Origin of the sequence: Methanomethylovorans sp., from assembly GCF_050177135.1 — an archaeon.
Lineage (GTDB): Archaea > Halobacteriota > Methanosarcinia > Methanosarcinales > Methanosarcinaceae > Methanomethylovorans.
Map to the genome: position 1 here is coordinate 2,893 of NZ_JBFXHJ010000005.1, position 21,162 is coordinate 24,054.

Below are 21,162 nucleotides of genomic sequence, written 5' to 3' on the forward strand. Positions count from 1 at the left end.
ATTGTGGCCCAGGAGCCCGATACTACCATTGAGATACTTCGGGCGGGTACTGTCAGGGCTACAGGAGTTGATGGATCAAAGATGGTTAGCATAGAGTTGTATGACAATGCTGCACCCATAACCCTGGACTTTTTCAGACATGCCATTGGCCTGCAGTTCAGGCCTGTAGGAATAATGCCTTTGATAATGATGTATGAGAATACCTATATCTTCAAAGCTGAAAAACCTGCAGAGAGATATAAGGAGATCCTGCCGGAGAACACACCAAAGGAAAAGGTTGCATCCGGGGAGATAGGTGTTACAAACCAGGCAGCTAAGCGTATGGGAATGGTAGGTGTCAAAACGAAGGACGATGACCTTTTCGGACCTACCGGAGAGAAGTTCATAAGTACAAATATCATTGGGCGTATCCTTGACATAGAAAAGCTCCGGAACTTCAAAGAAGGAGATAAGATCTATGTCATCGAGCGTAACAGGGAGGGGGGCTATGAGTAATGAGGAAGATGTTATCACTAAAATTGTGGTCATAAGTTCTGACAGCGTTCTACCCATAGATGCCGCAATGAAAGTATATGAATCAGAAACATCCATAACTATCAAAGAAACTTGTTTTGGAACAATGGTTACTGGTCCGAGGACTGCTGTGGATAAGGTAGTTGATGAACTGAGGGCTATGGACAGGAATCATATCTTTGTGAAAGAGCGTGGGTTTCACCCCGGGGATGAGAGAAGATGCCGGTCTGTAAGGGGTGGCGGACCCAGACCAGGATTCCATTACCTGAGAGAGGAAGTCCAGATGCTACCCATGATCGGAAAAGCACTTGATGCTTACGATAAACATGTTCCACCCGCTGAGATACACCGTGCTGAAAAAATAGAAGTAAAGAAGCTGAAGGAGATCATTGAATCAAATTTATGAGGCAATATAATGGCAAAAGTGATCATTTATCCTATCAACAGCCTGATACTTTCTGATCTAGTAGAGCGCTTCGGCCACAAGCCCCTTGCGATGATGGAAAAGATCAAAGAGAGGGTAAATACTGTAGGAGTAGACTCCCCACCTCTGAATATAACGGCTGAAGAGCCTAAAATGGGTCTGAAATATGCAGCAGTGGAAGTACCCGCGGGTGTAAGGGGGAGGATGGCTATAGTAGGACCCATGATAGATGAGGCAGAAGCTGCTATCATCGTGAATGAGGCAACCATGGCCTTTGGGTGTATGGGATGTGCCAGGACGAACGAGCTTACCAAATATCTGATACGCCAAAAAGAGATACCTATCCTTGAAGTAGAGTACCCCAGAAATGAAGAGGAAGGCAAGGAATTTGTCTACAAGATAGCCGAGTTCCTGAAATCACTGTCAACGGAGGCTAGATCATGAGCACGGAGAAGCAAGTAAAAGTGGCGCTGGTCTCATGCGGTTCTGAATATGCAGGTGTCCAGGGTGAACTGGAAAAAGTGACTTCCAGTGTCAATGCAAAACTGGTCTTTCCTGAAATAGATATAGCTTCTCTTGACACGATCGGAAGGGATTTCGGAATAGAGGCTGCAAGTCCTGATCTGCGTCTGATGATGGCAAGAGCCCAAGCAGTGGTGGAAGGCATTGCAGACGTGGATGGAGTGTTCATCACATCATGTTTCAGGTGTGCTGAAGCTGCTATTGTAAGGAACGAAGTTAGAAGATATATAAATAAACATTCCAGTATTCCTGTTATCAGTTATTCTTTCACCGAAAGGACAACAGCAGCCACCCTTATGACAAGAATGGAAGCTCTTACCACCATCGCAAGAAGGAAACATCTGCTTGCCCGTGAGCATCAGACTGGTCTTACTGCAGGCATAGACTCTGGTTCGACCACTACAAAAGCTGTGATAATGAGAAATGACAAGATCATTGGCCAGGGTTGGGTGCCCACTATAAAGGTCATTGATAGTGCAACAGAAGCTTTCAACCATGCACTTGAGGAAGCTGGAGTAAAGGCCGAAGAGATCCAGGCTATTGGAACCACCGGCTATGGCAGGTTCCTGGTAGGAGAGCATTTTAAGGCGCAATTGGTACAGGAAGAGATCACTGTCAATTCCAAAGGTGCAGTGTACCTGGCAAACAAGCAAAAAGGCTCTGCAACCGTTATCGACATTGGTGGAATGGATAACAAGGCAATATCAGTGGAAGATGGAATTCCAGGTATGTTCACCATGGGTGGTATCTGTGCAGGTGCATCCGGGCGTTTTCTGGATATGACAGCAAAGAGACTTGGTGTCGATATTACTGAACTGGGTGCACTGGCTGTAAAAGGTATGCAGGAAAAAGTCGATATGAACAGTTACTGCATTGTCTTTGGTATCCAGTCACTTGTAAACTCACTGGCGAAAGGATCAAGACCGGAGGATGTGGCTGCTGCGGCATGTCATAGTGTGGTGGAACAGATCTTTGAGCAGCAATTGCAGGAAGTGGATGTAAAAGAGCCACTGATCCTTGTGGGTGGCTCTTCACTGATAGAAGGCGTTCCAAAAGCCTTGAGCAGTCTGCTTAAAATAGATGTGCTTGTGCCACCGAACTCCCACCTCATAGGTGCTGTGGGAAGTGCATTGCTGGCATCGGGATTTGTGGAGGAATAAGAAATATGGAGCCTCTGGAGATCTTCAAGGTGGAAACTAAAATATCTGAAGAGGCCGAAGCTTACAGGTCAATACTCTCAGATGTCATTTCGGAGCTTGGCCTTGCCAACTCTATTGGCAGGATATATGCTATCATAACGCCTGAAGACTCACTATTCCAGATGGCCATCATTCTGAGAGGCAGTCCTCCGCTAGTAAAAACATCGGACTTTGCAGATGTTAACATTGGAGCTGTCACCAGGAATGAGATACAGATAGTCCTGCGAGATGAGAAGTACCTGCCTGACCTATTGGAGAAACTGTGGGCAAAATATGGACGCGGAAAAGTCATTCAACAGGACAGGAAGACCATAAATGTAAACGTGGAAAATATGGACACTGAGATAGAGGCCATAAAAGAAATGGCCATATTCGACCCAAAACGCACATTGCTTTCCAGGCTTGTCGAAATGGCTATAAGAGGAACTCCTGAAGGGTTCAGGGTACGTTATCACTCACTTAACAGCAATGAATTTATTTTCGTAGCATCCGAAGATGCCATGAAACCAGAATGGGTGCAGCAAGGACACCAAATGCTTGAAAAGATAAAGGGAGGGTAAGCTCTTGGCAGCAGTGCTTGAACCTTACATATATGAAGGTGGAATACACAGGCATACGCTTATATTGGAACTGTTGGAAGATCTGGGAGGATACCTCATCCAGAAAACACCGGCTGCCACAGAGGTTACTCTTGTGATGCTCGTACCCAGAGATGATGTACATCTTATTGAGCAGCTTGCCAAAGATCTTCTTGGAAAGATATCCAGAGCTCCCCTTACAGGAACTGAAATAGCCGTTGTCTCACCTACGCTTGCGTCTCATCATCTGCCGCATTCTGCCTGTGATATAGCTGAATTCCTGAGACGGGGAGGCGCTAACACCACTATGATAGGACTTGCCAGAGGCATGGGAAGAAGAGTTGCACTTTCTGCAGATTATGAAAGAAGACTAATAAATGAGCATGATATTGCCCTGTTCTCTTTTGGTACCTTCCGGGATTGTATAATCAATAAGAAACCTAAACTCTTTGAAGGTATAAAGATACCCATCGTTGCCACAGGAGGGCCGGACCTTAAGACTGAAGAAGTGCCTGGTGCCGATATGTACATAGGGAACATCGGCAGGGTCGCTCACAGGCTAAGGCACAGTGATGAACTGGGGGGCCTGGATGTTATGAGTGAGAAAGTGGGGATAATCGTGGAAAAAATGAGAGAGGATATTGCCAGAGACCCACTTGCCGTCCTGCCTGCAAGGATCATGAAAGAGGTACAGGAACAGATCCCTGAGATAGAAAGCGTATATACCCCTGCGCCGCTCACGCTGCAATTAGATGGACTGCGCATTAAACTCCCTTATGCTGATTTCCATAAGAAGGTTGAAGATATGGAATTGCAGGATAACATCCACCTTAGAGATGTTGCAACTATTACACCCTCAAAAATGAAGAACTACATACTTGTGAAGGTGAAAAGGAAATCTGAAGTGGGCATAGAGATGTGAGGTGCAACGTGCAAATAGAAAAGATCAAAGAACTTCTTAACGAAGAGCCGGAAGAAGTCGTTGAAAAAATGCTGGAGGACATGAAGAAACAATATGGAGAAGTCCCCTATATAGTGAATTTCATTAAGGATATGCCTGAACTCTTTATCTCCAGAATGATATATACGAACAGTATTATGCGTGAGTTCAAGCGTATGGACCCAAAGACCGTGGAACTTATCAGTATTGCTGTTGCCTCTGCCCTCAAGTGCGGCCATTGTCTTAAAACACACATAAGGGCTGCCAAAAGACTCGGAGTGAGCAGGGAAGAGATATTCGATACGATCCTTATTAGCAGTACCGTAGCCAATGCTTCCATACTTGCAGAGGGTACCCGTGCCATAGATTCTGAATTTGCGTCTACTGTAGAAGGAAAGGACCCCTCTTGTATGTTCTGTAATTTTAATTCTGAACTGCCAGAGCAGAGATGATGAAAATTAAAAAATATTAATAGAAAGATCCACCTGTGATCAGTACACCTGCTACGTATCCAAGTATAACACCTGTGTTAAGGAATGGCAAGCCTGCCTGTGGTTTCCCTTTCATTACGAATACCATAAGAGCAGCGTATCCTATTAGTGTTCCAATCATGGCACCTATGGAGGGATATGAAATACCCATATATTTCAAAGGTGAATCTAGAAAAATATTAGCAGAAACTACCAGAATGGTAGGCATTACTGCATCACCCAGACCCATGAAAAAAGCTTCTCTTTCTTCGCCATCTTCTTTCTTAAAAGTGTCCTTGATAAAGGAATAGTTCAGTTTCTTAGGAATAATGAAAAGTATGGGTAAACGCAGGTCCATAACACCTTCAGCAAGGTCTATCATGTGCTTTGTCTTGTAGACGGAGATCGCATCATAGATAGCGAGAAGTGATAGCAAAACAAGTACTGGGATTATTGAAAGGGAAATGCCGAAGATGGCGCTTGCACCTGCTCCTATGATCAAGCCAATAGTGTTTATCACATACCACTCCGGAAACTTGTACAGCAGAACAGTAAGAACTATTGCCATGAACAAAGAAACAGCATTTATTGCCGTGTTTGAATCCGTCAACAGCGATAATAGAGCTATGAACACATAATATACAGTAGAAGCCACTGCAAGTAGTATTACAAGCTGAATGACCCATTGCATATTTTTCTTCAGTGCTATGAGCAGGAAGAAAGTGAACACAAGGATGATTGCGATGTAGTACAAACTATTGGCTGTAGAGTCCGGGTCCTCAAAAGCCTGCATACCTTCAGCATTCATAGGTTGTGCCAGCAACAAAGATAGAAACTGGACAGCCAATATAATGCCAGCCATAGCAAAGATTGGAGCATAAGTCTTTAAGAAACCTTTTTCCGAACTCAAAGTAATATCCCCGCTTAAGATCAAAATTATTTTCAATTTAATAATATATTAAGAGTATTTAATACTATGCAAGTGTTAATCTGTTGAGATAATAAAGGGTAATAAAAATATTGGTATAAATTCAGAACATTAGCTCCAGGGCATCTACAGCCTTCATGCCCACTGCAATGCCAAGTTCTTTAGCTTTAGGAGTTACTGACTTGACTTCTGCAGTGAGAACATCTTCAAATGTGCTGACCCCTGAAACCCGTACAGCCACATCTCCCAGCTTCTCAGCTGTAGCCATATCCAGATAACCACACATAACGAATCCCAAATCTGCTTTCACTACAAGCAAGGATGCATGCTGCATTTGAATGTTCAGACCTATGGCAATACCTTTTTTTAGTTTAATCTGTTCGATCATCATATTCTATTGCCTCAACATTAATTAAATGGACTATAAAGATTAATTCCTTTATTCAAACACTTTCGGGATTGCATATCCTTAAAGAAGGGAATATCCTTCCAGCAAGAGAGAAATCATGATATGGCTCATCCCCCAATATCCGTCCTTCACCTGAAAGACCCTCTTCAGTGACTTCCGGGACTGAGGCAACGATATCTTCAGCCTCCTCCAAGTGGAAATAAACTGTTGCTTTTCCAGTCGAACCAAAAATACCCGCGATCTTTACAACCTGTCCATTGTTGCTGACAGATACATTATCGATACCTTCAGTAGAATTCACAGATATCCCCTTATGCATATTGATAACTATAGGAGTGTTTTTTTCACCAATGAAACCTATACTGCTGTTCCCAACTTCTAAAAACGGATCTACAACGCGGTAATTGGTCGTGTAGATATTCATAATAACCTCTGCCTGCATTACCGGACCCAACAATTCAGGGGACATCCGGGAATTTACATCTGTTAGCACGATGTATTCAGAAGAGCCATTCACAATTACATCCATCTGCTCAATGATAGAATTTTGTAGGGCAGACCTGGTATTCACATCTGTTTTAAGAACCTCCCATGCATTTATGAAGCCATCCCGGTTACCCACCGACATATCGACGTAGTCTTTGTAGATGATAGAATTGGCTTCATCATAGGTCTCCGTATACATCCATTGGACCTCGTCATATCCAACAGTAATATTGTTTTCCCAGGTGAAGGTTGCGTTCGCTGGAAGTATCATAAACAAAAAAAGCAATGAAAATGCTAAAAGTGGAGTATTCAACCTATCCCTCATTAAAGAGTGGTCACCTGACAACCGTCCTCGGTAACAATAAGCGTATGTTCCGTCTGGGACACAAGACCGCCCGCAACTTCCTTGAGTACCGGATAAGAAGTGATCACACCTGATTTAGCAAGCTGCATAAGAGCAAAGTCAAGTTTTTCGGTCTTGAGCCACCTCTTGGCGAATGGCAACATCCTATATGGTTCTATCTCTTTCAAAAGATTACGGGCAGCTGGCAGACGCACAGGTTTGTTTCCTATGACACTGAATATCTCTGACCATGAACCATCTATTATTTTTCCCGCACCATCAGTAGCAAAGGGTTCGATAGCTATCACATCTCCGGCCGTGAGCACAGAACCGTGATCAATACGCCGATTGGGTATACTGGGATGAGTATGGGCAATATACCTGGCAACTCCATGACCTGTAAGATTGACTATTGGCCTGAAACCAAGGTTTACAATAGTGTCTTCGATCACAGAACCCAGCTGTGCAGTATTAACCCCACTTTTTACAGTATCTATAGCAGCATAAAGGGCAGCTTCTGAGGCTTTGACGAGATCCCCATGCTTACCTGTGAGATCCACTGTGATGGCAGAGTCAGCAATATAGCCATCCACGTGAACCCCGATATCCAGCTTCACCACATCTTCTCCAAAAACCGACTCATCACCTGCCATTGGTGTGGCATGGGCAGCTTCATCGTTCCGTGAGATATTACATGGGAACGCTGAACCATCGGCTCCAAGCTCTATGGTCCTGTTTTCCACGAACTCCGCTACTTCAAGCAGACTTGCACCCACTTTTATCTTATCCTTTGCTTCACTTCTCACCCTGGATAGTATCTCGCCTGCCTTTAGATATTTCTCCAGAATATCATCCTGCATTATACTTGTCATAAACACCTACGACTGATAACTTAATAACATTATATAACAAATCTCTTCTCAAGTGATGTGAGATTCTCACAACCATCCTCTGTCACTAACAACATATCCTCTATACGAATACCCCCCTGATCAGGATAGTAAAGACCGGGTTCAATGGTAATTACATTACCCTTCTCAAGAGGAATGGCCTGAACTCCCACAAATGGTGCCTCATGGATCTCAAGACCAACCCCATGGCCTGTAGAGTGGATGAAACCTACTTTAGAACCGCTACGTATTGTTTTAAACCCATGGGATTCTAGTACATCACATACACGATCATGTATGTCACTGCAGAGTATGCCGGGCTTTACCATTTCTATGGCTTCCTTCTGAGCTGCCAGAACTGCATCATACATTTTCTGAAGCTCGACAGATGCTTCACCTTTCAGGACTGTGCGGCTCATATCGGCAAAATAACGGTGTTTTTTGCTGCGAGGAAATATATCAATAACAATAGACTCGTTTGGCTTAAGTGGGCCTTCTCCTTCCCAATGAGGATTGGCAGCTTTTTTACCACCAGCAACAATAGTGCCCACTGCCTCACAACCTGAATCCAGTAATGCAAGGTCTATCTCTCTGCGAACGTCGTCTGCAGTGAGTTCAAAACCCCGGAAAAGAAGTTTACCGTCGACTATCTCAGACCTATGAACAAGATCAATGGCTGCAGCCATGGCTTTTTCACAGGCTTTTTGGGCAGACCTGATATGCCCCATTTCGTCTTCCCTTTTGATCGACCTCAATTTTCTGAAAGGACTTTCCATGTCAACAATAGTAAAGCCCTCCTCCTTCAGAGCCTGAGCTGTATGATAGGGAAAACCCTTTGGGACTCCTAATTTTCGGATACCTTCTTTTTGTAAGATCTCAGCTATACAATCTACATAAGCTTGATATGGATCGCCCCTTTGCTTTATTTTCTCTCTGTAGTTATAATCTTGCAACGTACATATATCGGTAACCCTGGACTCGAGCTGAGCACGGCCTTTTTCCATTTCTGAAACTACAAGTATCTCTTTGGAGCCTAATGTTTGTATATAGGTGTATTTATCTGAGACGAAGAAATTTGTGGCGTAGTAGAAATCAGCATTATCGACATTACCCACGATCATGAAACCATCTGCTTTGTGCTTGGCCAGCAAATCTGTTATATCCATGTTCTTCATCCTCTCTGTCATGCTATAAGCATTGTTATTAATAGTACAAAACAATTGTCTTATCTTTTCAATGGTCTCAGTATATGATATCAAGGGATATAAACAGCATCAGACATTACATGTACATAAGGAGATGAATTGTATACATTTTGAATATATACTGGTTCATGAGCATCTATACATATGGTGCTGAAAAACATCTTTATGGCAGGATCTGATCCCTTTACACAGTTTCTTGGAGATATTAAGCACATAGTCCTATTCTATGTGTTAGGAGATTTCATCACCACTTATCATGCATTAGATTATGGATTTGAGGAAAATCCATTCCTTGCCATCCTGATGGATGAATTCGGCATATGGTCAATGCTCATAATGAAGGTTGTATTCATTGGGATAATTTATTGGTACTATCTCACGATAATGAGTACTGGATCTGCATGGAAAAATTATATATGGTTAGCATCCAGAAGTGCTGTAAGCCTTCTAGGTATATTCCTTGTGGTCAATAACCTGCTCGTAATATTCTCTAAATGCAGCTTAATTCAATTTTTAGGGATCACATCATATTAATTCACTCTGACGGATTCTTTTAGAAACAAGCATATCAAGTATTTTTTCCCTTGCATCCCCTGTAAGAAGAAAAACTGATGAAGAACCATTAAGCTCTTCCTTAAGTTCGGGGAATGGAACTTGCATATTCAACCATTCTACATTGTGAAAATGCCGGGTATATATGTCTGTACTATTGTATTCATACCCACCCATGACCCTGCCAATTGCAAAAAGACCTTTTTCAGGAAGAGGTATTACCACAATATCACCTGTAAGGATACTTATTGAGAACCTTGCCATATCAGAAGCCCATGTTTCAAGTTTGGAATGAGCAATGGAACATAGCTTATCATGAATGGCTGTTTTTAGATACTCTATTCTTTCAAATTCATCAAATTTGTCCATAACTTTGTGAAAGCCAGATAATTCCTGGTTCATATCTTCAAGCATTTCTTTTAATCGGGAGATTTTTTCATCCCTCAAAGGAGAACCGGAAAAGTAATTGAGGTCTTCCAGGCTGCTCTCTAGCTCAATGGCCAGATTGTTGGTAAAATCATCATATTTTTGATCAAGCAACCTGTACCGATCTTGCATAATTATTGGATTCGAAGAAGACTTCAGATCTTCTGCAAATTCCTCAAGTACATGTAGTTCCACGTCAAAAGAAATAACATTTTTCTTAAGACATTCCCGTGCCTGCCTGCCGGAATAGCCGGTCTTTATAACCCAGACGTTAATGAGATCCTTTATACTCAAGTGGGTACCCCCTTATATGATAAATTATAAAGGGGTACTTAAATAACATTCCATGCAAACATGTCAAAAAACAGGCATGTATCACTCTACAACAATAAGACCAGCCATGAGGCCGGCTGCTAGCAGCATTAGGAGATATACCAGTACCACTATTGCGTACTTTGTTGAAACAAAGTTGTCCATCGATACCACCGTATTAACATAAGCGTTTATAGTATATATTTATATTTAATAATGCACAATATATAAAAAATAGATATACAAATAGAGACAATACTTAAAAAAGACACAGAAAGATCATGAACAAAAAGAACGTAAGTTATAGCCTGAACATGATTGAAAAGGCTTTTCTACAAAGTCAATCTATTGGTTTATATTCTTTAAAGAAAAGTATATAAAAAAGCAATCAAAATTCTATTTTATGAGGGTCGATGATGGAAACAAGAGATATTGTTTTTTCCATAGTGATGGTTGTATCATCTTTTGTACTTACGTACGAATGGCTTGGAAGGTTTAAATATGACCCTGCGAATTCCCTTATAATACTCGCAGCAATAGTTATGGTAGGCGCTCTGGCAGCTATGATCCTCTCGGTTGACATACGCATGCGCAAAATGGAAAGTATGATCGATGTGAAGGAAAGGTCCCTGAGGATCAATGTCCAGAGCATAGAGAGCAACATGGATAGAAAAATGGACGAAGTGATCGGCAGGGTAGACGAAGCTCTGGAAACCCTTAATAGCAAAAGGTACAGATGAAGCTTGGTGTAATATTGTTCCTGTAGAATACCATTTATTTCCCGAACAATGCGAAAATGATATAAACAGGTGCTTACGTATGATGAGTGATTTAAAGTCTTATTCTGCAAAGAGGTGCGTATATGCGCATTCATCTGGAACCGATTGGTATTATCAAAAAAGCTGGAAAATACTCCGAAATAATGATATATTCTGATTTCGAGCAAGTTGTCAAGAATGTCATATCAAAAATAGGCAATGAAATCAGTGGACAGAAGTTACTTATCGTACATAAGAACAGAAGTTCTGATGGGGATGGACATCAAGTTCAGATAACAAAAGCAGACCTTGTCGAAAGGGTCGGAAATATACTAAAGATAGGAAAGATCGATGCATCTGATGATTCGGTCATAGATGTGCGACTGGATACTAGCGAAACAACTAAGAATATCTGACAACTATCCTGTTTTATGGGAACAGATATTGGAGAACTCCTGAAAAAACAGCAAATCGAAATATCCGAATTGTCCCATAAAGTTGTAGCTATAGATGCATACAACACGCTTTATCAATTCCTTAGCATAATAAGGCAAAGAGATGGTACGCCGCTTAAGGACTCCAGAGGAAACACAACCTCTCACCTTTCAGGTATCCTATACCGTATGACCAGCCTTATGGAAGAAGGAATCAAACCAGTATTTGTTTTTGATGGAAAACCGTCATATCTCAAAGATCGGACCATAGAGAAGCGAATGGCTGACAGAGAGAACGCAACGATAAAATGGGAAGAAGCAAAGGAAAAGGGACTGGCAGAAGAAGCATATATGTATGCGCAGGCGTCCTCAAGGGTCACCCAGGAGATAGCAGATGATTCCAGGCGGTTACTCCTGGCCATGGGCATTCCCTGGGTTGATGCCCCTTCGGAAGGAGAGGCACAAGCTGCCCACCTGGTGAAAAGAGGAGATGCGAACTATATTGCTTCACAGGATTACGATTCTATACTGTTCGGAGCACCCCAGGTTGTAAGGAACCTTACAATTACAGGTAAGCGCAAACTGCCGAAGAAGCATATTTTTGTGGAAGTTAAACCAGAGATAATTAAAATCGAGGAAAGCTTGGCAGAACTTGGGATCAATCGCTCACAACTTATAGATATTGCAATATGCGTGGGTACAGATTACAACCCAGGCCTTGAAAAGATAGGCCCAAAAAAAGCACTGAAGCTTATAAAAGAGCACGACAATATAGAAAAAGTGTTGCTTGCTGCAGGGAAAAAAATAGAGAATGTGCAGGAGATAAAAAATATTTTTTTAAACCCTTCTGTAACCGACAACTACACCCTCAAATGGAAAAAACCCGACACCGATGCAATTATTACATTCCTTTGCGGAGAGCATGACTTTTCAAAAGACAGGGTCATTAAAGCCTGTGAAAGACTGGAAACGATCAGCGGGCCAGGACAGAGAACCCTGGACCAATGGTTCTAGATCACTTTTTAAGAAGTGACCTGCCTGTCATTTCCATTGGTTGCTGGATACCCAGGATCTCAAGCATCGTAGGTGCAATGTCAGATAACTTTCCTTTACAAAGCTGTAAACCAGGTTCGTTGCAAACATAGATACAACGTACAGGATTAGAGGTATGAGCCGTATGCGTAGAACCTGAAACTGCATCTATCATTTTCTCAGCGTTGCCATGGTCAGCAGTAATAATAGCAGAACCTCCTGATCCCAATACAGCAGCCACTACTCTGCCCACACAGGTATCAACGGTTTGTACTGCCTCTACGGCAGCATCAAAGAAACCTGTATGACCCACCATATCCATATTTGCATAGTTCACTATTATGACATCGTATGACTCTGACCTTATCTGTTCCACAAGTGCATCAGTAACCTCAAAAGCACTCATTTGTGGTTTGAGGTCATAAGTGGCAACTTTAGGAGAAGGGATCAATAACCTTTCCTCCCCGGAATTCTGCTCCTCTGCACCTCCGTTCATGAAGAAAGTAACATGTGCATATTTTTCAGTCTCAGCTATCCTTAACTGCTTGAGACCATGATCACTAAGCACCTGTCCCAGCGTATTCTCAATGCATTCTGTTGGAAAGACAAGTGGCACATTCAATTTTTCATCATATTCGGACATGCATACATAATGGACATGGGGGGAAACTTTTCTTTCAAAACCCTCAAAACATTCATTTACAAAAGAGTAGGTCAGCTGACGCGCCCTGTCCGGCCTGAAATTGAAAAATATCACTGAATCATTGTCCTTGATAGTTGTAAGAGGCTGACCCTCTTTGTCAGTGATGACCGTAGGTTTGACAAACTCGTCATTTTCACCTCTGCCATATGCCTCCTGGATGGCAGAAACAGGATCTTCAGACTTCAAGCCTTTGCCTAGGACCAATGCATCATAAGCAAGTTTTATCCTATCCCAGCGCTTATCCCTGTCCATGGCATAGTATCGCCCTGAAACAGTAGCAATGATAGCATTTCCTTTTTTGGAATACATTTGCTGGAACTCTTCCATATCGTAAAGTGCTTGCCTGGGAGGCACATCCCTGCCATCAAGAAAAGCATGGACATAGACCTTTGGAAGGCCCTGATCTCCAGCAAGCTCTATCAAACTGTTCAGATGTTTCAGGTGACTATGCACTCCCCCATATGAGAAAAGACCCATAAAATGTAGGTTTGAGCCATGTTTCTTTACATTCCGTGTTGCCTCAAGAAGTATTGGATTACTATATATCTCACCACTTTCAATAGATCTGTTAATACGCGTCAGATCCTGATACACAATTCTTCCTGCACCAATGTTAAGATGTCCTACCTCAGAATTGCCCATCTGGCCTGCAGGAAGACCAACGCTTTCCCCTGAAGCCTCCAGAAAAGTGGAAGGGTATTTCTCCAGAAGGGAGTCAAGAACTGGTGTCTTGGCAGCCTGCACAGCATTACCGTTAGGATTGGGATCGTACCCCCATCCATCAAGGATCATAAGCACTAAAGGTTTTTTAGGTAGTGTCATGCAAAAGTAAACGTCACTGATGTGTATTAAATACTCTGTCTTTAGAGTAATCCAGAGTGAAGGACTTGATGAAAGAAGGTAAACTTGTTTTATGATCAATATTATCACAAGTAACAGATCAAAGTATAGAGGCATATTTAGGCAACAAGGAATAATATACGGATCAGAGGAGAATAAAAAATAGGACAAAATTAGTCAACGCGTACAATTTATGTAGTTACAATATAATTATAACAATAAATAATAATCAATATCGGCTGTTGAAAATTACTTGGAATTACAAAGTAAATTACTCGTATAAAAGTATACTGAGTTACTAATAATGCTAAGGTAGTCAAACTTACTTGTGTATGAGCGCAAGTAACAGTCTACAATACAATTATACCCGAAAGATAATTCAAGATACATATAAAGAATACTGCAAAAATCTTTTGCCAACAATAAACCTGCTGAAAAGCTCTTTATTGGTAGCAATATCAGGATCTTTACGCATATATATAGCATCTCTCCTGCTCTTGGCACAGATAAGCGTATTGAACTGCGTGGCAGGAGGGCTTATTGTGTACGCCGTATATACTCTAGATCGTGCACTTGAATCAACTGAAGACAGTATAAACAGATCCGAACTAAAAGGGGCCAACAAAAAGCTGGCATTGTTTGCTTCTCTGGCTACATTTGTATCTGGTTGTTACGCCCTGAGCACCAGTGGTTTACTTCTTTTGGCTTTGATGCCGCTTGTAACTGGATACCTGTACAGTAAAGGATTGAATTTTGGAAAACTGAACCTTAAACTAAAAGGCGGCCTAGGGATCAAGAATCTTGTAGTTGGGCTGACATGGGGCACTTTCATTGCAGGCATAGCCGGAACCGGGATCGTTAGTCTTCTGCCTGTGCTCGTGGTATTCTTTTATTATGGATCTAAACTCTTCATTAATTCAGCTATCTACGACTTTAAGGACGTAAAAGGAGACTTGATGGCAGGCATCAAAACCCTTCCTGTAAGCTTTGGAGAAAAGAATACCCGCATATTATTACTAGGATTACACATCATATCTCATTCACTGCTAGCATCCGCCATAATAATGAGCTTGCTTGCATTCGAGCCCGTAATTGTGATGTATAGTTTCTTTATAGGGTTATTGTATATACTCCGACTCACGCATAACCGGGAAAAAGAAGATATAAGGGGAAAAATTGAAAGACTTTTTCTCGTTGATGGTGAAGCAGGGTCTATCGTGTGCCTAAGATCAGTAATTGGAAATATGGCATGAGGACATACTTCATATTTTTCTTGCTTGTGACAGGTAGTAGTCAAATAGATCGTTTCCCCATTGAATACCTTTTTCATCAAAGCAAATGAGATCGGTACGAGGATCGTAATTGCCTGATTTAAAGAACAGAGACAGGGAAAAGAAAAGATCTGTCACCACAAAAGCGACCTTGGAACTATCAAGAAGATAGAGTTCAGTGTATTTGGCAGCACAATATGCCCTCATTTTCTCATCATGTTCATTTTTGACCTTATCAAAGATACTCTTTGTGAGAATAAGAGAGGTGGGAACATCTTTTAGTGCAAGCTGTGCGAAAAAATCTGGATAAGAAGGAAAGAAAATAGGAGAAACACCTTTAATCACACTTGAATGCGCTATATTCTCGGTAAATGTTTTATGAGAATCATAAATGTTCTCAAGCTTGTCCACATAAAAAACGCAGTCTTTAAGATCAGCTAACCTATCAAGTAAATACTCAGGTATGCCGGATAGGTCATGATCGTTCCAAAAGTCCTCATTTTTCTCGATAAGGCCCACCATATCAACAAAAGGTTTGAAAGACTTGGCAATGATCCTTCCTGTAGTTGTAAGTGTATACATCTTGGTGAAAGGGTCTTTGTACATGAGGTTAGCAGATTCCATCTCCCTTATCCTTGGTGCGATCTCCGGAGAAGATACATCGAACTTTTTACGTATGTTAGAAAGAGTAGAGGGTTGCTCCAGAAGAAATAGGAGTAGATCTCTTCTTTTTTCCGAGAAAGTAAGCAAACTCAACAAACCTTTAGATTTCATAGTAATCACTAGTAATTTACCCAGAGATATAAATTTGAAACACGCACTGCATTCAACAACCGAATACTACTCGTATATTCAATAATCAATATTAGTTATAAACATATCATCCTAAAATATTAAGATATGTGGTGCAGTATTAGATAGAAAAATAAAAGGAGTAAATCAATGCAAGAAGTGGCGCATTCCAGTAAATACAAGAGATACTCCTAGCTTGTTTGCAGTGCTTATGACCTCCTTATCTCTAATGGAACCACCTGGGGACACTATATACATGATTCCGTTCTCAGCCGCATGAACTATGCTGTCATCGAAGGGGAAAAAAGCATCTGAAGCCATTACACATTTTGAAAGCACTTTCTTACAATATTCATCGAAATCCTCGTTCGGACTTTCCTTTTCGTATATTACCCTTAGGTTCTCTCTGGCTTTAGTAGCAGCCAGTTTTCTGATAGAGTCTACTCTGTTGGGTTGACCTGCGCCCATAGCAAGCATCATATAACAACCTTTCTGGTACTCATAAGCAAGGGTAATAGAATTGGATTTTGTGCTCTTGCAGGCGCTTATGCAGAACTCGGAAACCGGTCGCATCGACTCAGGGAACTTCGTTTCGGTCACACAGTCCCACTTTTCATACAAACCCATGTCCCTGGATTGTTTTAACAAGCCACCTACCACATACTTGTACGTATGATCAAAATCAAAAACATCATTTAACTGCGGCAGTTCAAGTAACCGCAGATTAGAGCTCTTTTTCTTAAGGTACTCAAGTGCATCATGGTCAAAACCTGGGGCCAGGATAATCTCTATAAACTTGCCTTCCAGGAATTCTGCTGACTGCAGATCAAATGCTTTGTTACTGCAAACGATACTTCCATATGCTGAGATGGGATCGCCATCCCATGCAGCGCTCAGAGCCTGCAGAAGAGTGTCTCCAGTGGCTAACCCACATGGATTATTGTGTTTTACAATAACAACTGCAGGTTTTTCAGCATGAAGGTCTTTTATGGTCAGCAATGCGTTATCAGCATCTACGTAATTATTATACGATAGCTCTTTTCCATGTAACTGTCGTGCATTTGCAAGGGATGGACCTTTTACTCCGGGCTCTTTGAAGAACTTAGCTTTTTGATGCCAGTTCTCACCATAACGCAGGCCCATACCACCGACAAAGTTCAGATGTATAACCTCTTCTGAAGCTATTTCCCTGCTCAGGTATGTATCTATCATTGCATCATAGCATGCCGTGTGTCTGAAAGCTTTTACGGCAAGTTGTTTGCGAGTTCTCTCGGCAACTACACCTGTTGATCTGATCTCTTTGAGCACATGCCCATAATCCACGGGATCAGATACAACCGTTACGGAATGAAAGTTTTTGGCCGCTGCGCGCAAAAGAGTCGGACCACCGATGTCGATGTTCTCGATGGCCTCCTCCAATAAAACACCTTCTTTTGTCACTGTGACCTCAAAAGGATAGAGATTTACGGCAACCAGATCAATAAGCTCGATGCCTGCATTATATGCCTGCTCCATATGATCCGGATTATGCCTGTCACACAATATGGCACCATGTATCTTGGGATGCAATGTTTTGACCCTGCCATCCATCATTTCAGGAAAACCTGTTACTTCTGAAACATCCTTCACTTCGATTCCCGAATCTCGTAGGATCCGTGCCGTCCCACCGGTGGATAGCAATTCCACACCAAGGGCTGCAAGCCCTCGCGCAAATTCTACAATTCCGGCCTTGTCAGAAACGCTTAGCAGTGCCCTTTTTACCAAAAAAATCACCATCAAAGGTTAGCGTATATCATGTATAAATGTTCTGGTTGGAAAAAAGTTGAAAAACGCATAATTGAATTTACCCAAATTTCACTACCGGACAAACTTCTATACACTTCCCACAGTGTATACAACCCTCACCAATTACAGCAATATTCTTTTTCATCTTAATTACATCATGCGGACACTTGCCCACACATACACCACATCCACTGCAACGAAGAGCTCTCTTTATGGATAGCTCCACTGACCTTATCAGTTGGAGAACATGCTTTTCATTATCACTACGGGCTGTTACTGTCCCGGCAGCAAAGATCTGGGCACTGTCCTCACCCTGGAATATAGAAGAAACCCCTTCCATGAAAGCCACTTTGCCTACAGCTTCAAGCATCCCTGAAGACTCTATTGTTTCCATATCAAGAGGTGTAGCAAAACTACCTTCTGCTGACACACCACCCTGCTTGCAGGGACGATAGCCGGATGTTACCGTGAACTCAAATTTACCATTGATCTCAACCTTAGGGGTCGTGAGAATACCCTTGGCTTTTGCGATCTCCTGAAGTCTTGGTGGCAATTTTTTCCATCTCCACATCCCATGTTCAACCCACTCCGGAGAAAGTCCGGACCTTTGTGCATAGCCCAAGAGGTAATTTTCCAGCTTTGAAGCAAACTCCGGATGTGTTGCCCTGAGCCTGTGCAGATCAGCAACAGAACAGGAAGGACAAAGCCAGCATCCTATCCTATCAAACCCTTTTTTGTAGAGAGGATTATAAGGAAGACCATGCATGAAAATATACAGCCAGACGTGCATAGCTGTCCAGTCCTGTATTGGAGCAGCACCTATCTGGTTCCCCACCCAGGGATTCTTCCATACCCTCTCACTTTTTGCCCTGGTGTCTGATTCATACTTGCGCTGTCCGATGAATGTCAGGCAGCCCTCTTCATAGTTTCCTTCGATAAGCTGAGTGATGGGACCCAATTTGCAGACCTTACAGCACCAGCGCATTTCCACACTGGGTGGACCAAAACTATCAACTGATTCCCAGAAAGCGTTGCCTGAACTGATGGACCTGAGAGGTTTGCCGTATAACTGGGAAACTTCCTGTGTATTACTTACCGTTTCCGGGAATTCGATACCAGTATCAGCGAAAAGGATATCAAAATCTTCAAGACACTCGCTTACAAGCTGCAGCACAACAAGGCTGTCCTTACCGCCGGAATATGAAACGGTCACTTGTTTTGTCATGCTTGAAGCAACATTATTGATAAACTTATGAGAACGTCCTATGAACTCATCCATGAAATGCTTATTGGAATCGAGGACTTCTTTCCAGGTTTGTCCACCCTGTGGTACAACCACCTTACATGGCTCTTCCTTGTCCCTTACCTTTACTGCCACTCCCTTGGGGCGCTCTCTCATTTGTTCACCGCTCATACGAGCCCTGCCGGTAGCTACTACCTGGCCATTGGGATCAAGAATTACCACTTCATCCTTCTCCTGAATACCGGGATCTGCATCCAGAACTCCCGGAGCCAGCAGGTTGGCACCACCCAGTATGAACGTTACTGCACCCTGCTCCAGAACAACCCAGCCCTTCAGAGCAGACAGGGTATTGGTTTGAAAAAGACGCCTTGCGCCTTCCACACGCAAGAGAAGTACCCATTTAAGAGTATCAAGCTCAAATCTGATGCTTCCTAACACCTCTCCATCAACGATGATCTCGTCCATGCGGTCATCATAAGGAGCCTTGTTCAGCACCACCACCCTCTCATCAGCTATAAGAGGAGCATTGAACTGCAGCATGGAAACCGAATTTATAAGTTCTATATCGTATTCGAATGCCGGACGTATGTCACCAGGAGGTGTTACAGTCACTGATTCTGCACTACTGCCACATGCACATTCCTTTCCCAGTACAGGTACGTTACAATTCCTGCACCAATGCAGCAGCATTTCACCAAGATAAAGGGGCTTTGACATCAGGAGATTCCAATATTGTTATAGTAAATAGTTCTTTGCTTTGGATATTTTAGATAAGTTACTCCACGTCTTAACTTTTGAATGATCATGATAGCAGCCTTTTAATACCAAAGGGATTCTCTATGCAACTGCTATGCTGTACGCATTTGAACTTTCCGGGGAGCATGACTCCCTTCCGGTTATGGAAGCATATGCCTGCATGGAAATAGCAGGACTGGACTTCAAAGAACAAGAGATACTTGATCAATGCCTGATCGTAGAAATTGATGGTACTGTGAATGAGATCGAAACTCGTTTGTTGTACGTAGCAGAGCGGCTTGCCATGTCCCACCATATAATGCGGGTTGCGGGCATGTGTGAGACTTCAGCAGAAAACATATTGGAGATGGCAGAAGAAATTGATTATTCAGATCATCTTGGTCCTGGCAAGACATTCGTGGTGCGTGCAAGGAAGATCAAGCATTATTGTGATTTTGAAAGAGAGTTCATAGAAGGACACGTTGGCGGCAAAATTTTCAGGAAAGGATTTAGGGCAGATCTCAAGACACCTGATGTTCAATTCAGATTGATACTGGGACAAAAATGCATATTTGGCCCTGTAGTAGCATCTGTGGACAGGAGTGCTTTCGAGGGAAGATTGCCTCACAAAAAACCTTTCTTCTACCCTGGCGTGCTTATGCCCAGGATAGCCAGAGCCCTTGTAAATATATCAAAAGTGAAGGCGGATGATGTTCTATTTGACCCTTTCTGCGGCACAGCAGGTATTCTGGTGGAAGGTGCTCTGATAGGTGCCAGGGTAATAGGCATTGAAGTGCGCTCTATGATCGCTTCAGGCGCACAGATGAATCTGCAGGTATTTGGTGGCAATTATAATATTATAGCAGGTGACGCATGTATGGTCCCCCTTAGAGATGAATGTGTAGATGCTATAGTCACAGATCCTCCCTATGGACGGTCTGCAGCCATCAGAGCTGAATCCCTGCACCATCTTTATGATGGCTCCTTCAGAGAAATGTACAGATTGCTTCGAAAAGGTAAGCTTGCTGTAGTGGTCTCAGAAATGGATATAACCGGATTTGCAAAAGATGCGGGATTCAGGATAATAGACGAGTATAGCCAGAGAGTACACAGAAGTCTTACCAGAAGAATTACATTGTTATACAAGGAAAAATAATAAATTCCTATAAACCTGATCAAAATTATATATGTTGAGTTGTATATTATAATTAGACATTAGTTCAAAGCTGATGCAAAGTCTATAAAAGGAATTAAATGGAGAGAATATAAACAGGGCTTTGAATCATGGGTCATCAACATTGGTTCTAAATAGAAAAACTTAATTCCCAAAAACTTCTACATTTCAACAAGCAATGGCAAAATCTGGAGGAAA

22 protein-coding genes and 1 pseudogene are annotated in these 21,162 nt (G+C 42.3%); 13 read left to right on the forward strand and 10 right to left on the reverse strand.

From position 1 onward, the window contains the following. From AB7U21_RS00970 to AB7U21_RS01000, 7 genes and pseudogenes are all read left to right on the forward strand, one after another. A pseudogene (locus AB7U21_RS00970) lies at positions 1 to 495 on the forward strand (methyl-coenzyme M reductase-associated protein Mmp3); the annotation flags it as partial. Further along, complete coding sequence (locus AB7U21_RS00975) at positions 488 to 919, forward strand: methanogenesis marker 6 protein (RefSeq protein WP_333786569.1); 432 nt, start codon at positions 488 to 490, stop codon at positions 917 to 919. The pseudogene AB7U21_RS00970 and the gene AB7U21_RS00975, both read left to right, overlap by 8 nt. Positions 920 to 928: 9 nt before the next feature. Beyond that, on the forward strand, positions 929 to 1,381 hold the full coding sequence (locus AB7U21_RS00980) for a methanogenesis marker 5 protein (protein ID WP_333786568.1): 453 nt from the start codon (positions 929 to 931) through the stop codon (positions 1,379 to 1,381). Further along, positions 1,378 to 2,619, forward strand: coding sequence for a methanogenesis marker 15 protein (locus AB7U21_RS00985; protein WP_333786567.1), 1,242 nt, complete (start codon positions 1,378 to 1,380; stop codon positions 2,617 to 2,619). Before AB7U21_RS00980 ends, AB7U21_RS00985 begins: the two co-directional genes overlap by 4 nt. 5 nt (positions 2,620 to 2,624) lie before the next feature. Further along, positions 2,625 to 3,218 carry a methanogenesis marker 17 protein gene (locus tag AB7U21_RS00990; RefSeq protein WP_428386493.1) on the forward strand — a complete coding sequence of 198 codons (594 nt, stop codon included), beginning with the start codon at positions 2,625 to 2,627 and terminating at the stop codon, positions 3,216 to 3,218. 4 nt (positions 3,219 to 3,222) lie between these two features. Continuing rightward, a complete protein-coding gene (locus tag AB7U21_RS00995; protein ID WP_333786565.1) occupies positions 3,223 to 4,158 on the forward strand; it encodes a methanogenesis marker 7 protein in 936 nt (311 codons plus the stop codon). Between the two features lie 8 nt (positions 4,159 to 4,166). Then, positions 4,167 to 4,628 carry a carboxymuconolactone decarboxylase family protein gene (locus AB7U21_RS01000; protein ID WP_333786564.1) on the forward strand — a complete coding sequence of 154 codons (462 nt, stop codon included), beginning with the start codon at positions 4,167 to 4,169 and terminating at the stop codon, positions 4,626 to 4,628. Positions 4,629 to 4,644: 16 nt separating this feature from the next. Here the strand turns inward: AB7U21_RS01000 and AB7U21_RS01005 are convergent, their stop codons facing one another. The 5 genes from AB7U21_RS01005 to AB7U21_RS01025 form a co-directional block, all read right to left on the reverse strand. Then, on the reverse strand, positions 4,645 to 5,556 hold the full coding sequence (locus AB7U21_RS01005) for a presenilin family intramembrane aspartyl protease PSH (protein ID WP_333786563.1): 912 nt from the start codon (positions 5,554 to 5,556) through the stop codon (positions 4,645 to 4,647). Between the two features lie 121 nt (positions 5,557 to 5,677). Continuing rightward, the gene (locus tag AB7U21_RS01010) at positions 5,678 to 5,965 is read right to left on the reverse strand and encodes a YunC family protein (RefSeq protein ID WP_333786562.1); all 288 of its coding nucleotides are present in this window, start codon (positions 5,963 to 5,965) and stop codon (positions 5,678 to 5,680) included. A gap of 52 nt (positions 5,966 to 6,017) precedes the next feature. Further along, positions 6,018 to 6,740 (reverse strand): hypothetical protein, encoded by a 723-nt coding sequence (locus AB7U21_RS01015; protein ID WP_333786561.1) that lies wholly within the window; start codon positions 6,738 to 6,740, stop codon positions 6,018 to 6,020. Positions 6,741 to 6,793: 53 nt separating this feature from the next. Beyond that, on the reverse strand, positions 6,794 to 7,684 hold the full coding sequence (gene map, locus AB7U21_RS01020) for a type II methionyl aminopeptidase (protein ID WP_333786560.1): 891 nt from the start codon (positions 7,682 to 7,684) through the stop codon (positions 6,794 to 6,796). A gap of 29 nt (positions 7,685 to 7,713) precedes the next feature. Next, the gene (locus tag AB7U21_RS01025; RefSeq protein WP_428386497.1) at positions 7,714 to 8,889 is read right to left on the reverse strand and encodes a M24 family metallopeptidase; all 1,176 of its coding nucleotides are present in this window, start codon (positions 8,887 to 8,889) and stop codon (positions 7,714 to 7,716) included. Positions 8,890 to 9,072: 183 nt separating this feature from the next. On the opposite strand from AB7U21_RS01025, the gene AB7U21_RS01030 reads away from it, so the two are divergent. Beyond that, complete coding sequence (locus AB7U21_RS01030; RefSeq protein ID WP_333786558.1) at positions 9,073 to 9,441, forward strand: DUF5658 family protein; 369 nt, start codon at positions 9,073 to 9,075, stop codon at positions 9,439 to 9,441. On the opposite strand, the gene AB7U21_RS01035 is transcribed toward AB7U21_RS01030, so the two are convergent. Continuing rightward, complete coding sequence (locus tag AB7U21_RS01035; protein ID WP_333786557.1) at positions 9,433 to 10,179, reverse strand: hypothetical protein; 747 nt, start codon at positions 10,177 to 10,179, stop codon at positions 9,433 to 9,435. The two genes, AB7U21_RS01030 and AB7U21_RS01035, sit on opposite strands and share 9 nt — an antisense overlap. Positions 10,180 to 10,610: 431 nt before the next feature. On the opposite strand from AB7U21_RS01035, the gene AB7U21_RS01040 reads away from it, so the two are divergent. The 3 genes from AB7U21_RS01040 to fen all read left to right on the forward strand — a co-directional run bounded on the left by AB7U21_RS01040 (position 10,611) and on the right by fen (position 12,403). Next, positions 10,611 to 10,937: a hypothetical protein gene (locus AB7U21_RS01040; protein ID WP_333786556.1), complete on the forward strand. Its 327-nt coding sequence runs from the start codon at positions 10,611 to 10,613 to the stop codon at positions 10,935 to 10,937. Between the two features lie 122 nt (positions 10,938 to 11,059). After that, a complete protein-coding gene (locus AB7U21_RS01045; RefSeq protein ID WP_292352418.1) occupies positions 11,060 to 11,371 on the forward strand; it encodes a hypothetical protein in 312 nt (103 codons plus the stop codon). Between the two features lie 15 nt (positions 11,372 to 11,386). Next, complete coding sequence (gene fen / locus AB7U21_RS01050) at positions 11,387 to 12,403, forward strand: flap endonuclease-1 (RefSeq protein ID WP_428386500.1); 1,017 nt, start codon at positions 11,387 to 11,389, stop codon at positions 12,401 to 12,403. A 1-nt stretch (position 12,404) separates the two neighbouring features. On the opposite strand, the gene gpmI is transcribed toward fen, so the two are convergent. Further along, positions 12,405 to 13,946, reverse strand: a complete 1,542-nt coding sequence (gpmI, locus tag AB7U21_RS01055) for a 2,3-bisphosphoglycerate-independent phosphoglycerate mutase (protein ID WP_333786554.1) — start codon at positions 13,944 to 13,946, stop codon at positions 12,405 to 12,407. 350 nt (positions 13,947 to 14,296) lie between these two features. Here gpmI and AB7U21_RS01060 point away from each other — a divergent pair, with 350 nt between their 5' ends. Further along, positions 14,297 to 15,217 (forward strand): UbiA family prenyltransferase, encoded by a 921-nt coding sequence (locus tag AB7U21_RS01060; protein ID WP_333786553.1) that lies wholly within the window; start codon positions 14,297 to 14,299, stop codon positions 15,215 to 15,217. A gap of 9 nt (positions 15,218 to 15,226) precedes the next feature. On the opposite strand, the gene AB7U21_RS01065 is transcribed toward AB7U21_RS01060, so the two are convergent. The 3 genes from AB7U21_RS01065 to AB7U21_RS01075 form a co-directional block, all read right to left on the reverse strand. After that, the gene (locus tag AB7U21_RS01065; RefSeq protein WP_333786552.1) at positions 15,227 to 16,009 is read right to left on the reverse strand and encodes a winged helix-turn-helix domain-containing protein; all 783 of its coding nucleotides are present in this window, start codon (positions 16,007 to 16,009) and stop codon (positions 15,227 to 15,229) included. Between the two features lie 165 nt (positions 16,010 to 16,174). After that, positions 16,175 to 17,791 (reverse strand): bifunctional phosphoribosylaminoimidazolecarboxamide formyltransferase/IMP cyclohydrolase, encoded by a 1,617-nt coding sequence (gene purH / locus AB7U21_RS01070; RefSeq protein WP_333786551.1) that lies wholly within the window; start codon positions 17,789 to 17,791, stop codon positions 16,175 to 16,177. A 79-nt stretch (positions 17,792 to 17,870) separates the two neighbouring features. Continuing rightward, positions 17,871 to 19,772 (reverse strand): phosphoadenosine phosphosulfate reductase family protein, encoded by a 1,902-nt coding sequence (locus AB7U21_RS01075; RefSeq protein WP_333786550.1) that lies wholly within the window; start codon positions 19,770 to 19,772, stop codon positions 17,871 to 17,873. A gap of 133 nt (positions 19,773 to 19,905) precedes the next feature. Here AB7U21_RS01075 and AB7U21_RS01080 point away from each other — a divergent pair, with 133 nt between their 5' ends. Next, complete coding sequence (locus tag AB7U21_RS01080) at positions 19,906 to 20,946, forward strand: TRM11 family methyltransferase (RefSeq protein ID WP_333786549.1); 1,041 nt, start codon at positions 19,906 to 19,908, stop codon at positions 20,944 to 20,946. Positions 20,947 to 21,162 lie beyond the last annotated feature (216 nt).

What these genes read in the sequence shown, in the direction of transcription:
- gpmI (WP_333786554.1), bottom strand. Translation starts at nt 13,946, where the DNA reads ATGACACTACCTAAAAAACCTTTAGTGCTTATGATCCTTGATGGATGG.
- AB7U21_RS00985 (WP_333786567.1), top strand. Translation starts at nt 1,378, where the DNA reads ATGAGCACGGAGAAGCAAGTAAAAGTGGCGCTGGTCTCATGCGGTTCT.
- AB7U21_RS01015 (WP_333786561.1), bottom strand. Translation starts at nt 6,740, where the DNA reads ATGATACTTCCAGCGAACGCAACCTTCACCTGGGAAAACAATATTACT.
- AB7U21_RS01040 (WP_333786556.1), top strand. Translation starts at nt 10,611, where the DNA reads ATGATGGAAACAAGAGATATTGTTTTTTCCATAGTGATGGTTGTATCA.
- AB7U21_RS01075 (WP_333786550.1), bottom strand. Translation starts at nt 19,772, where the DNA reads ATGTCAAAGCCCCTTTATCTTGGTGAAATGCTGCTGCATTGGTGCAGG.
- AB7U21_RS01045 (WP_292352418.1), top strand. Translation starts at nt 11,060, where the DNA reads ATGCGCATTCATCTGGAACCGATTGGTATTATCAAAAAAGCTGGAAAA.
- AB7U21_RS01025 (WP_428386497.1), bottom strand. Translation starts at nt 8,889, where the DNA reads ATGACAGAGAGGATGAAGAACATGGATATAACAGATTTGCTGGCCAAG.
- AB7U21_RS01080 (WP_333786549.1), top strand. Translation starts at nt 19,906, where the DNA reads ATGCTGTACGCATTTGAACTTTCCGGGGAGCATGACTCCCTTCCGGTT.
- AB7U21_RS00975 (WP_333786569.1), top strand. Translation starts at nt 488, where the DNA reads ATGAGTAATGAGGAAGATGTTATCACTAAAATTGTGGTCATAAGTTCT.
- map (WP_333786560.1), bottom strand. Translation starts at nt 7,684, where the DNA reads ATGACAAGTATAATGCAGGATGATATTCTGGAGAAATATCTAAAGGCA.
- AB7U21_RS01065 (WP_333786552.1), bottom strand. Translation starts at nt 16,009, where the DNA reads ATGAAATCTAAAGGTTTGTTGAGTTTGCTTACTTTCTCGGAAAAAAGA.
- AB7U21_RS00980 (WP_333786568.1), top strand. Translation starts at nt 929, where the DNA reads ATGGCAAAAGTGATCATTTATCCTATCAACAGCCTGATACTTTCTGAT.
- fen (WP_428386500.1), top strand. Translation starts at nt 11,387, where the DNA reads ATGGGAACAGATATTGGAGAACTCCTGAAAAAACAGCAAATCGAAATA.
- AB7U21_RS01030 (WP_333786558.1), top strand. Translation starts at nt 9,073, where the DNA reads ATGGCAGGATCTGATCCCTTTACACAGTTTCTTGGAGATATTAAGCAC.
- AB7U21_RS00990 (WP_428386493.1), top strand. Translation starts at nt 2,625, where the DNA reads ATGGAGCCTCTGGAGATCTTCAAGGTGGAAACTAAAATATCTGAAGAG.
- AB7U21_RS01010 (WP_333786562.1), bottom strand. Translation starts at nt 5,965, where the DNA reads ATGATGATCGAACAGATTAAACTAAAAAAAGGTATTGCCATAGGTCTG.
- AB7U21_RS01060 (WP_333786553.1), top strand. Translation starts at nt 14,297, where the DNA reads ATGAGCGCAAGTAACAGTCTACAATACAATTATACCCGAAAGATAATT.